Genomic DNA, 12,120 nt, shown 5'->3' with positions numbered 1-12,120 from the left:
GGCGCGGCGGCAGCGGCCGGCGCGGCGGGGTTCAAACCTTGCACTGGCCCACCTGCGTCCCCACTCTTGCCGCAGGACGGTTCGCCCGCCGTGTCGGCTCGCCTCGCACCGCTCGCAACCGCATCGCCCTGCATCCCCTTAGTTCACGCGAACGTGCGCATTATCCGCCAAGCCGCCGCTGCCGCGGCATCGGCAGTGCGCGCCGCCTCATGAGAGTACCGACCCGATGACCACCGCCGACCACGCCCCGCCCGCCGCCGAAGGCCGCGACCGTCTGGCCCGCTTCCTGATCGAAGCCGCCGGCGTGCGCGGCGTGCACGTGCGCCTGGACGAGACCTGGCGCCAGATCCGCGAGCGCGCCGAGTACCCGCCCGCGGCCGCCGAGCTGCTCGGCGAGGCCGCGGCCGCCGCGGCCTTGTTCACCGGCCACGCCAAGGTCGACGGCCGCCTGTCGGTGCAGTTGCGCGGCGCCGGCGCCCTGCGCACCCTGTTCGCCGAATGCACCGCCGCCGGCACCCTGCGCGGCATCGTCCAGCTGGCCGAGGACGGCGGCGAAGTCTCGCGCGACCTGCGCCAGCTCGGCGACCAGGCGGTGCTGGCGATCACCATCGAAAATCCCAGCGTCGGCGGCCGCGACCCGATCCGCTACCAGGGCCTGGTGGCGCTGGAATCGGATTCGCTGGCCGGCGCCTTCGAAGGCTATTTCCGCCAGTCCGAACAGTTGCCGACCCGGCTGCTGCTGGCCGCCGACGGCGACCGCGCCGCCGGCCTGATGCTGCAGAAACTGCCCGGCGACGGCGGCGACGAGGACGGCTGGACCCGGGTCGGCGCCCTGTTCGACACCCTGGGCAGCGCCGAACTGCTGGACTTGCCGGCCGAGGCCCTGCTGCATCGGCTGTTCCACGAGGACGGCGTGCAGTTGCTCGGCGGCAAGCCGCTGGCCTTCGCCTGTTCGTGCTCGCGCGAGCGGGTCGAGGCGATGCTGGTCTCGCTCGGCCGCGAGGAGGCCGAGGCGGCGGTCGAGGCCGCCGGCGGCCAGGCCCAGGTGCGCTGCGAGTTCTGCGGCCAGACCTACCGCTTCGACGGCGACGAGGTCGCCGGCCTGTTCGCCGCTGCCGCGGCCGAGCTGGAGGCCCCGCAACGGGTCCAATGACCCGACCGGCGGTCGTCGCGAAGGCCGTTTCGGACCGATCTGAGACCGTTTTCCGATTGTTAAATAAACATAAACCCTCTATAGTCGATCCGTAATTCCGGGGAACTCGGCCGGCTTCATTCGGTCTTAACGACGGTCCGCGCCACCACTGAATCTTCTCGATGCTCAAGCTCTTGCGCCATTTGCCGCTCGCACTCACGCTCGCCCTAGGCGTGGCGGCGGGTGCGCACGCGCAGGCCAAGCGCGATACCACCTACCTGCCGGTGTGGAACCAGAACAACGGCAAGCTGGAGTATCTGTTGCAGCTTGAGCCGGCCGACCGCGCCGGGGTGCGCTGGAAGAGCGGCGCCAACACCTTCGACGCCACCCTCGGCCTGGACAGCGGCGATGGCCTGGGCCTGGTCTGCGACCGCAAATCCGGCCTGGCCGGGGCGATCGGCAACCTCGCCAACCACTGCCTGCTGGCCGCGCTCGACGACGACGACCGCAACGACAACCGCCAGTTCTCCGCCGGCGCCAGCCTGAGCCGCCCGGGCGGCCGCGTCGGCGTGACGCTCGGCAATGGCCGCGACACCCTGCCGTCGTGGATGAGCCCGAACGGGCGCACCAGCCGGGTCGACCAGAACACCCTCACCGTCTACGGCCAGAAGAACATCGGCCGCGAGGCGATGGTCTCCATCGGCGGCACCTGGGCCCGCGCCAAGCTGATTCCGGCCGGCGAAATGCCCAACCTGGCCGACCACTGGAACAGCAAGAGCATCACCCTCGGCGCCGCCTACGGCAATTTCGGCGCCAACATCGTCGGCCGCGTGGTCGACACGCCCGGCCAGCCGGGCCAGTGGGAAGGCCTCGGCGTCGGCCTGACCTGGCGCACGCCGTGGAGCGGCCAGCTCACCGTCGGCGCCGAAAATGTCGTCACCCGCGGCAAGAACCCGTTCGCGCCCGGCAACGGCGAGAAGGACGAAGGCACCGTGCCTTACGTCCGCTACGAACAAGACCTGTAAATCCGCCGCGCTGCGCGCGTGCGCCGGCTTCGGCCGTAGACTTCCCCCGAGCACTTCTACCGCACTCGGCCTTTCGGCCGCGGAGCGCTTGCGCTGCGTCCGGGCGCGTTTCATCCGCTCGTGGCCAGCCTTTCGCGCCGCCGCCCTGCTCCGCTGCACAAGCCGGCAGCTCTCCCGTCTCGGCCGCCTCGCCCAGGCCGCCCTCCAGCGCCAGCCGACCGCCGCCGGTCGGCCGCGCCCCGCATCGCCCCCGCGATTGGCTCCATTTACGGCCCGAAATCAGCAGATCCGCGTCATCCGGAGCTGCTGTAAAAATTGTGTGTATTTGTACGAGCCCGGGAACGACGCACAGCGCGCAGGCCGCTTCAGCTGCCCCGGATCGCCCGACGGCGACCTCAAAAACGCCAGCTGAATGCGGATTAGGCCTATAAATTTCGCCGATTCGGTCAAGTTCCCGAACCCGCTCCGTCAGGCCGTATACGCAAAAGTCTGGCTGGCGCAGGACTCAAGGCGCGTCACATCCCGACACTTAACGACACTTTAATTTTTCCGAGGCCACGGTTAGCATCGGCGAACCTTGCCGGATCTTGGCGTTTCATTTGACGCTTCCGGCTTGGATTTCACGGGATTCATCAAGACCGATTTCGGAGAGAGAGAATGACTTTCAAGACCACCAAGCTCCGTGACGCGATCACTTTCGCGCTCGCTGTGGGCTCGACGGCCATTGCAGGTGCCGCCGTTGCGCAGGAAGCGACCGCGCCGGCGCAGCAAAAGGCCACCACGCTCGACCGCATCGAAGTGACCGGTTCGCGCATCCGTCAGGTCGACCTGGAGACCGCCCAGCCGGTGCTGGCGATCACCCGCGCCGATATCGAAAAGCAGGGCTTCCAGTCGGTCGCCGACATCCTGCAGAACATTTCCGCCACCGGCGCACCGGCGATCAGCCGCGCACAGCCGCTGTCGGCCGGCGAAAACGTCGGCGGCCAGTTCATCAGCATGCGCAACCTGGGCGCGACCCGCACCCTGATCCTGGTCAACGGCAAGCGCCTGGGCATCAGCACCAGCGGCCTGCAGGACGTCTCGCTGATCCCGACCGCCGCGGTCGAGCGCATCGAAGTGCTGAAGGACGGCGCCTCGTCGATCTACGGCTCCGACGCCATCGCCGGCGTGGTCAACATCATCACCCGCAGCAACTTCGAAGGCGCCACCGCCAACGCCTACTACGGCCAGTACGGCCAGGGCGACGGCGCCACCACCCGCGCCGACTTCGTCCTGGGCTTCACCGGCGATCGCGGCTCGCTGACCGCCGCCGTCGAATACCGCAAGGAAGAGGAGGTCTTCGCGCGCGACCGCGAGTTCTCGGCCTACCCGCAGGGTCCGATGCACCCGACCCGCAACTGGACCACGGTCAGCCAGTGGGGCGTGATCAACCTGCCGACCGCCAACGGCGGCAACCGCGTGCTCAACCAGGGCGGCGACTGGCGCCGTCTGTCGAACTACCACGCGCTGAACACCAACACCGGCACCAGCGCGGCCGATCCGAACGGCTCGATCGTCGACAAGAGCAACACCAACCTGCAGACGCACCTGCGCACTCCGCTGGAGAGCCGCTCGCTGTTCGTCAACGGCGTGTTCGACATCACCGACAAGGTGCGCTTCCGCAGCGACATCCTGTACTCGCAGCGCGATTCCGAGCGCCAGGTCGCCGGCTATCCGTTCCAGAGCGCGTCGGCCGGTCCGATCCCGGGCGGCTTCAAGATGTCGAAGGACAGCTACTACAACCCGGCCGGCACCCAGTGGGGCCCGAGCAACGGCGTCGCCGCGCAGGACGTGAACTTCTGGCGCCGCACCTGGGAAGTGCCGCGCGTCGATAAGCCGACCTCCACCACCTGGCGCTTCGCCGCCGGCCTGGAAGGCAGCTTCGAAGTCGGCGAGCGCAACTTCGATTGGGACGTGGGTTACCTGTACAACAACAACAAGGTGACCCAGGAGAACTACGGCAACCTCAACATCGAGCGCACCAAGCAGGCGGTCGGTCCGTCGTTCCTCAACGGCCAGGGCGTGGTCCAGTGCGGCACCCCGACCAATCCGATCCCGTTGACCCAGTGCGTGCCGTGGAATCCGTTCATCCCGTTCGGCCGTACCGGCGACGGCGGCCTGACCGGCAACCAGGCGCTGCAGGACTTCCTGTTCCAGCGCCTGAACTCCAGCGGCGAGACCGAAACCAACGTCTACAGCGCCAACCTGTCGGGTTCGCTGTTCGCCATGCAGGGCGGCGACTTCGGCTTCGCGGTCGGCTATGAACACCGCAAGGAGAAGGGCCGCTTCATTCCGGACGCGCAGGCGGTCACCGGCAACTCGACCACCCTGGCCGGCGGCCCGACCAACGGCACCTACAGCGTCGACGAGTTCTTCGTCGAGTTGGCGATTCCGCTGCTCGCCGATCTGCCGGGCGCCAAGGAGCTGAGCTTCTCGGTCGCCAGCCGTTACTCCGACTACAGCACCTTCGGCGACACGGTCAACAACAAGTTCGGCTTCAAGTGGAAGCCGATCGACTCGCTGCTGGTCCGCGGCACCTACGCCGAGGGCTTCCGCGCGCCGACGATCAACGATCTGTACGGCGGCGGCTCGCAGACCTTCGCGTTCTTCACCGACCCGTGCGACAGCACCTTCGGTTCGGCCCGCGGCAACGCGAACTGCGCGCGCGACATCGTCAACGCCGCGACCTTCCGCCAGCTGCAGCAGGGCTTCGTCCCGGCCGGCGGCACCAACTCGCAGACCCCGGTGGCGTTCTTCTCCGGCTCCAACCCGAACCTGATTCCGGAAACCTCCAAGTCGCGCACCCTGGGCGTGGTGTGGAGCCCGGACTTCGTCGAAGGCCTGAACGCCAGCCTCGACTGGTGGAAGATCAAGATCGAAGACACCATCGTCGCCGACTCGCCGACGCAGATGCTCAACGACTGCTACATCTCCGGCGATCCGACCCGCTGCACCGCGTTCACCCGCGATCCGGTGCTGGGCTACGTCAACAGCATGACCTTCTCCGGCATCAACGCCGGCTACCGCGAGGCCGAAGGCTACGACCTGGAAGTCAACTACCGCCTGCCCACCAGCATCGGTAACTTCAACCTCAACTGGCAGACCACGTACACCAGCAAGGACGAGATCAAGACCGACACCAGCAAGACCGGCCTGCCGCAGCAGCTGGTCGGCTACGCGACCTCGCCGGGCTTCACCGGTACGTTCCGTATCCGCTCCAACGCCTCGCTGAGCTGGGAGAAGGGTCCGTTCAGCGCCACCTGGGGCGCGCGCTACTACTCGTCGCAGAAGGAAACCTGCTTGTCGGCCGCTCTGTTCCCGAGCGAGTGCGACACCCCGGCCTTCCGCGCCGCCAACGCCGCGCAGACCCGTCCGATCAACAAGCTGGGTTCCAACACCTTCCACGACCTCGAGTTCCGCGTCGCTACGCCGTGGAATGCGACCGTCGCGATCGGTGCGAACAACGTGTTCGACCACGTCGGCCCGACGCTGTACAGCCAGCCCAGCGCCAACGTCTCGTACCAGGGCCAGTTCGACATCGGCCGCTTCGTGTACATGAAGTACCAGCAGCGCTTCTGATCGATCGCGTCTGACCGATCGATCTGCTGCACCGCAACAAACGAACAAGGCTCCCCTCGGGGAGCCTTGTTTTTTTATGTGCCGACGACTGTCTCAGATCGTAATGCGACGACAGCCGGGCTTTAACAACACTTTAATTATTCCTCGGGGCCGTCTAACATCGGGCAGGCTTTGCCAACTTAGGCCTTCCCTTTTGCGCCGACTGGCTCAGCTATGTGCACGAATCCCATTCTTTCAGGTACAGACTTGGAGAGAGAGATGACCCTGAAGACCAACAAGCTGCGCGACGCGATCACCTTCGCGCTGTGCGTGGGTGTGACCAGCCTCGCCGGTACCGGTCTGGCTGCCGCCCAAGACGCAGCCCCGGCTGCACCGGCGGCACAAGACGCGACCACCCTGGATCGCATCCAGGTCACCGGCTCGCGCATTTCGATCCCCGGCCTGACCACCAACAGCCCGGTCATGACCGTCAGCAAGGAAGAAATCGCCCGCAGCCAGCCGGTGGCGGCGGAAGACTTCCTCAAGATCGTTCCGGGCGCGGTGCCCTCGATCGGCCCGGGCACCAACAACGGCGCCAACGGCGGCGCGACCGTCAACCTGCGCGGCCTCGGCGACAACCGCACGGTCGTGCTGATGGACGGCCGCCGCGTGGTTCCGTTCAACCTGTTCGGCGTGGTCGACACCAACGTCATTCCGGTCGCGCTGATCGACAGCGTCGATCTGGTCACCGGCGGCGCTTCGGCCGTGTACGGCGCCGACGCGGTCGCCGGCGTGGTCAACTTCGTGCTCAAGCGCAACTTCGAAGGCATCGAAGTCAATTCCAGCTACGGCCAGTCGAGCAAGCAGGACGCCGACCGCCGCAACACCACCGTCACGATGGGCATGAACCTCGACGACGGCCGCGGCAACTTCGTGCTGAGCCTGGGCAAGACCGACAACGACCCGCTGCTGCAGGGTTCGCGCGGCTTCTCCGAGTTCAACCTCGACTCGACCAGCGGCGAAGCCGGCGGCTCGGGCACCTCGATCCCGACCCGGGCGGGCACGCTCGGCCAGATCAATCCGGCCACCGGCCGTTTCGACGGCATCTCCACGCCGTTCAACTACAACCCGTACAACTTCAACCAGACCGCGCTGGACCGCTGGCAGGCCACCGCGCTGGGCCGCTACGAGATCAACAAGCACGCCGAAGCCTACACCCAGCTGCTGTACACGCGCTCCAACGTGTTCTCGCAGATCGCCCCGGGCGGCCTGTTCGGCGGCCGCTTCGACCTGGGCATCGGCAACCCGCTGATTCCGGAACCGGCCCGCCAGCAGCTGTGCGCCGCGTTCGGCGCGCCGGGCATCAACTGCGCCGTCGGCAGCACCGACACCGTCAGCACCACGCTCAACCGCCGCACCACCGAACTGGGCACCCGCTCGACCGACTTCCAGAACAAGGTCTTCCAGGCCACCATCGGCGTTCGCGGCGACATCACCGACAACTGGCGCTACGACGCCTACTGGTCGCACGGCGAAGCCGATCAGCTGACCGTGTCGGCCGGCTTCCTGTCCAAGTCGCGCACCCAGCAGGCGCTGCTCTCGGTCGACGGCATCAACTGCGTGGATCCGACCGGCGGCTGCGTGCCGCTGAACCTGTGGGGCAAGGAAGGCACGATCAGCAAGGACTCGAAGAAGTTCCTGGAAGTGCTGACCTTCGCCACCCAGCGCGTCGAACAGGAAGTCTGGTCCGGTTCGGTCAACGGCGACCTGGGCGACAACTTCAAGAGCCCGTGGGCCGATTACCCGATCGGTCTGGCGTTCGGCCTGGAAGGCCGCAAGCTCGACGCGCGCAATCAGGCCGACGCGGCCTCGCGCGATCCCGTCGAGGTGCAGGGCGCCGGCAGCGCGAACCCGGACGTGCAGGGCAGCTTCACCCTGCGCGAGGCCTACGTCGAGACCATCATCCCGATCATCAGCGGCAAGACCGGCGCGCAGAGCCTGAACTTCGAAGGCGGCTACCGCCGCAGCCAGTTCAAGTCGGGCCAGACCGACGTCGACTACGGCAGCTACAAGTACGGCCTGGAGTGGTCGCCGATCGAATCGCTGCGCTTCCGCGGCATGTTCCAGCGCGCGACCCGCGCCCCGAACGTCAACGAGCTGTTCCAGCCGGTCATCACCGGCCTGGACAACACCGCGGTCGACCCCTGCCAGGCGTCCGAGCTGGCCAAGCACGGCGGCATCAACGGTGCGGTCGGCCAGCTGTGCGTCGCCACCGGCGTGCCGCAGGCGATCTTGAACCAGTTCGGCGGCGTGGATGAGCCCAGCGCCGGCCAGGCCAACGCCTTCTTCGGCGGCAATCCGGTCCTGGGCCCGGAAAAGGCCGACACCCAGACCCTCGGCCTGGTGTGGCAGCCGGTCGACGACCTGTCGATCACCCTGGACTACTGGAAGATCGACATCAAGGACGCGATCACCCGGCCGGTGCTCGGCGATGCGCTGTTCGGTTGCTACGACCAGCGGTTCAATCCGACCCTCAGCATCAGCAACCCGATGTGCCAGCTGATGATCGGCGCGCGCGAATCCCAGGACGGCTCGCTCAACGGCGAAGCGCGCGGCCCGTTCCTGCAACTCTCGAACAAGGGCCGCATCACCACCAGCGGTTGGGACCTGGGCGTTCGCTACGGCATCCCGCTGGCCAACGAGTGGGGCCGCCTGGACTTCTCGCTGGACCTGACCAAGACCGACAAGTACGACTACCAGGGCGACCCGGCCGTCGAGAAGCACGACTGCGTCGGCGTCTACGGCGTGTCGTGCAACGTCATCGCCGGCATCGTGTACGACTACAAGTCGAACTTCCGCGCGGTGTGGTCGATCAAGGACTTCGAGCTGGGCATGAACTGGCGTCACCTGAGCGCGGTCGACGTCGAGCCGGGCCCGATCACCTGGTTCAAGCCGTACACCTCGATCGACTCGTACGACTACTTCGACCTGACCATGGCCTACGAGCTGCCGTGGAACGCGCGCATCAACTTCACCGTCAACAACATCGCCGACAAGAAGCCGCCGGTCGTGGGCAGCAACATCGGCAGCACCGGCTTCAACAGCGGCAACACCTTCCCGCAGTTCTACGACACCCTGGGCCGTTACTACACCCTGGGCATCACGATGCGGTTCTGATAACAAAAACGGCGTAATCCGAGTCGTTGGAGGCGGGCTTCGGCCCGCCTCTTTTTTTGTTCGGAATCCGGCGTTCGCGATGCGGGACGCCGGATTCCGGGTGCGGAATGCAGAGTGCAGATGCGGGATGCGGGATGCGGATGCCGCGCCGCCCACACGACGTCATCCCCGCGAAGGCGGGGATCCAGGGCTTCATCGCGGCATGACTCTGAAGTCTCTGGATCCCCGCCTTCGCGGGGATGACGGTCCGGGAGTCATGTCACCCGCTGGCAAAGCGCCGGATGCATCGCGCCTGACGCCATCAGGCAAGAAAAACGGCTGCGCTTGTCCTTGCGCCCGCGCCCGCCTCAGCGCTGCGCCCCAGCCAAAAACTCGCGATGCGCCTTCATCATCGCATCGACCATCGCCCGCTCGGCCAGCGACAGCAGCGGGTTCCACACGTCGAAGATCAGCACCACGCGCAGGTCGTCGCTGTCGTTGCGCGCCTCGTGCTCGATCGAATCGTCGAAGATCAGCGTCTCGCCGACCTTCCACTCGCGCCGCTCGAAGCCGACCCGATAGCTGCACTGCTCCGGCACGATCAGCGGCAGGTGCGCGACCAGGCGCGCGTTGGTCTCGCCGTGGTGCGGCGGGATGTGGGTGTGCGGGGCCAGCGCCGAGAACATCGCGTTCGGGCAGACATCGGCGATGTCGGCCATGTCCACCGCCTCCAGCGCCGCGCGCGTGGCCGGGCAGCGCGCCAGGTGCGCGTCGACCGGCTGCGAATAGCTCCACAGCTTGTAGGTGCTCCAGCGCCGCGAATGGTTGAGCTCGCGCCACTGGTTGACCGGGTCGCCGGGCTGGTACTCGATGTAGGGCGTGAACTCGGCCTGCTCGTCGCGCAGCGCCTGGCGCATCTCGCGCACGATGTCGTAGGTGCGGCTTTCCAGCTCCGGCACCCAGGCGAACTGCTCGCGTTCGAAGAACGGGATCGCCGGCAGGCGCGGCACGCACAGCTGGTTGCAATCCGACACGTAGGGCTTGCTGCGCCCGATCATGATCGACGCCGCCTCCTGCCAGCGCCCGCGCGCGCCGAATTCCAGCGCTTCGCGCGGGCCGCCGATGCGGTGCTCGAGGAAGGCGCTGAACTCGTCGCGGTATTCCTCGAGCTTGCGCTGGCCGTGTTCGAGCTGCGGCCGCAGCGCCTCGGGCCAGTGCGGCGGCGGCGGCGCCACGGTCAGCGCGTTGCGCCAGGCCTGCGCGGCCGCGCGCGCCTGGCCCTGGCGTTCCAGCCACGCGGCCTTGGCCAGCAGGCCGGCGAGGAAATACGCATCGCGCGCCAGCGCAGCCTGGATCGCGTCCCACTCGCCCTGGACGTTGCCGCGCTCGCGCTCGACCACGCCGATCGACAGCAGGATCATCGGATCCTGCGGCGCGGCGTTGTGCGCGGCCTGCAGCAGTTCCTGCGCGCCGGCGGTGTCGCCGCGCTGCAAGGCGTGGATGCCCAGGCTGTACAGCGCCTGCGGATGCTGCGGCGCCAGCGCGCGCACCTGCTGCCACAGCCGCTCGGCGTCCTGCCAGCGGCCCGCGCGCGAGGCCAGGCCGGCGGACTGGACCAGTTGGTTGATCTGTTCGTTCAAGACCGCGTCCCCGCCCGATGCTTGGTGATCGGCCAGAACATACACCGCGCAGCGCGGATGCGGCACGCGAAACGACGACGGGCGGACGCGTCGCCGCGGCCGCCCGCCGTGCCGGGACCGCTGCGGCCGCTGTCGTGGCGGCCGTCGCGCCGATCGATCAGTTCAGGTCCAGCACCGCATCGCCGGAGAACGTCTCCAGGCGCACCCGGCCGTTGCCGCCGCCGTAGCGCTGTTCGAAGCTCGAACCCGGGCCGTGCTTGGGCCGCTGGATCTGCGCGTCGGGCGCGCGCAGGTCGCCGCTGAAGCTCTCCCCGCGCACCACCGCCGACAGGTTGCGCGGCAGGCGCAGGCGCACATCGCCGCTGACCGTCTTCAGGCCGATCTCGCCGCCGGCGGTGAGCGCCGCGGCGATGCGCAGATCGCCGGACACCGACTCGCCGGAGATCTTGTTCAAGCTCGATTCGTGCGCGGCCATGTCGACCGAGCCGGACACGGTTTCCACCGAGGCCTCGCCGCTGAGGCGGCCGCGCAGGTTCAGGTCGCCGCTGACCGTCTGCGCCGAGACCTTGGGGCTGTTGAGGGTCAGGTTGAGGTCGCCGCTGACGCTCTCGATCTGCGCCTCGCGCGGCGCGCCGGCGACGACCACGTCGCCGCTGACGCTTTCGATCTTGAGCTCGCGCGAGGCCACGCCGTTGACGTCGACGCTGGCCGAGACCGCATCGATGTCGAGCTTGGCGCGCAGCGGCACGGTGATCTTCAGGTCGCTCGGCTCGCCCTTGTCGCCGCCGGCGAGGAAGCCGATGCCGCTGCCGCGGTTGGGATAGCGCACCTTGATCGACAACTGCTGCTTGTCGCCTTCGATCGCCAGCTTCTCGACGCCGTCGCCGAGCGAGCCTTCGATCCTGACCTCGGGGCGGTCCCAGACGCGGACCTGGATCGAGCCTTTGACGTTGTCGATCTCGACGCTGCCGAGCGGATCGAGCGCGCGGGTTTCGTTGATCGGCGTGGCGGCGAAGGCCGGCAGCGCCGCGGCCAGCGCCGCGGCCAAGGTCAGGGCCGGCAGGCCGGGAGCGACGGCGCGTGGAACGCTGCGGTTGCGGAAGGCGGCGGGAATCATCGGAGCGTTCTCCTCGGATCAGGTGTAGGCCAGGCGCTGCGCGAGCGCGAGGCGGCGTGCGTAGGTGCGGCGCAGCTGTTCCAGCAGCATCCGCGAATCGGGGTCGTGCGAGAGCGCGTCGAGGATCAGCGCGGCGTTGCGGTCGAGGTCGTCGAAGGCCGGCTTCATCGCCACCGAGGCGGCCGAGACCGGTTCGACTTCGCGCAGCGCGGCCTGGTACTGCAGGGTCATGCCCTGGGCTTCGCGCTGGACCAGGCTCGGCGCGTCGCCGGGCCGGCGCGCCGACGCCGCGGCGGGCTGCACGGCGGCGGGCTTCACCGCCGCGTAGCCGGCCGGCGCGGACGGATCCTGCGCGCCGCGAAAATGCGCGCCCAGACCGACCGCGAGCGCGGCCACGCTCGCGGCCAGGGCCAGCGGCGCCATCCAGCCGCGCGAGGCGGCGTGGCGGCGCGG

Annotated in this window: 6 protein-coding genes and 1 pseudogene; 4 read left to right on the top strand and 3 right to left on the bottom strand. The window is 68.1% G+C overall.

Annotation, left to right across the window (positions count from 1 at the left end; genetic code table 11):
* Nucleotides 1-226: 226 nt before the first annotated feature.
* The 4 genes from A7A76_RS08010 (at nt 227) to A7A76_RS07995 (ending at nt 8,931) form a co-directional block, all read left to right on the top strand.
* Nucleotides 227-1,153, top strand: a complete 927-nt coding sequence (locus tag A7A76_RS08010) for an Hsp33 family molecular chaperone HslO (protein WP_206410705.1) — start codon at nt 227-229, stop codon at nt 1,151-1,153.
* Between the two features lie 161 nt (nt 1,154-1,314).
* The gene (locus A7A76_RS08005; protein ID WP_074864272.1) at nt 1,315-2,157 is read left to right on the top strand and encodes a hypothetical protein; all 843 of its coding nucleotides are present in this window, start codon (nt 1,315-1,317) and stop codon (nt 2,155-2,157) included.
* A 657-nt stretch (nt 2,158-2,814) separates the two neighbouring features.
* Nucleotides 2,815-5,775, top strand: a complete 2,961-nt coding sequence (locus A7A76_RS08000) for a TonB-dependent receptor plug domain-containing protein (RefSeq protein ID WP_206410704.1) — start codon at nt 2,815-2,817, stop codon at nt 5,773-5,775.
* Between the two features lie 258 nt (nt 5,776-6,033).
* Nucleotides 6,034-8,931 (top strand): TonB-dependent receptor domain-containing protein, encoded by a 2,898-nt coding sequence (locus tag A7A76_RS07995; RefSeq protein WP_206410703.1) that lies wholly within the window; start codon nt 6,034-6,036, stop codon nt 8,929-8,931.
* Nucleotides 8,932-9,278: 347 nt separating this feature from the next.
* On the opposite strand, the gene A7A76_RS07990 is transcribed toward A7A76_RS07995, so the two are convergent.
* From A7A76_RS07990 to A7A76_RS07980, 3 genes and pseudogenes are all read right to left on the bottom strand, one after another.
* Complete coding sequence (locus A7A76_RS07990) at nt 9,279-10,550, bottom strand: aspartyl/asparaginyl beta-hydroxylase domain-containing protein (protein WP_206410702.1); 1,272 nt, start codon at nt 10,548-10,550, stop codon at nt 9,279-9,281.
* Between the two features lie 157 nt (nt 10,551-10,707).
* Nucleotides 10,708-11,667, bottom strand: coding sequence for a DUF4097 family beta strand repeat-containing protein (locus tag A7A76_RS07985; RefSeq protein ID WP_206410701.1), 960 nt, complete (start codon nt 11,665-11,667; stop codon nt 10,708-10,710).
* Between the two features lie 18 nt (nt 11,668-11,685).
* A pseudogene (locus A7A76_RS07980) lies at nt 11,686-12,120 on the bottom strand (hypothetical protein); the annotation flags it as partial.

The sequence above is a fragment of the Lysobacter enzymogenes genome, from assembly GCF_017168095.1.
Lineage (GTDB): Bacteria > Pseudomonadota > Gammaproteobacteria > Xanthomonadales > Xanthomonadaceae > Lysobacter > Lysobacter enzymogenes_D.
Note: the sequence above shows the minus strand (reverse complement) of the source record. Positions and strands in the feature narration are given on the sequence as shown.

Coding starts and splice junctions, on each gene's coding strand:
- A7A76_RS08000 (WP_206410704.1), top strand. CDS start 2,815: ATGACTTTCAAGACCACCAAGCTCCGTGACGCGATCACTTTCGCGCTC.
- A7A76_RS07985 (WP_206410701.1), bottom strand. CDS start 11,667: ATGATTCCCGCCGCCTTCCGCAACCGCAGCGTTCCACGCGCCGTCGCT.
- A7A76_RS08005 (WP_074864272.1), top strand. CDS start 1,315: ATGCTCAAGCTCTTGCGCCATTTGCCGCTCGCACTCACGCTCGCCCTA.
- A7A76_RS07995 (WP_206410703.1), top strand. CDS start 6,034: ATGACCCTGAAGACCAACAAGCTGCGCGACGCGATCACCTTCGCGCTG.
- A7A76_RS08010 (WP_206410705.1), top strand. CDS start 227: ATGACCACCGCCGACCACGCCCCGCCCGCCGCCGAAGGCCGCGACCGT.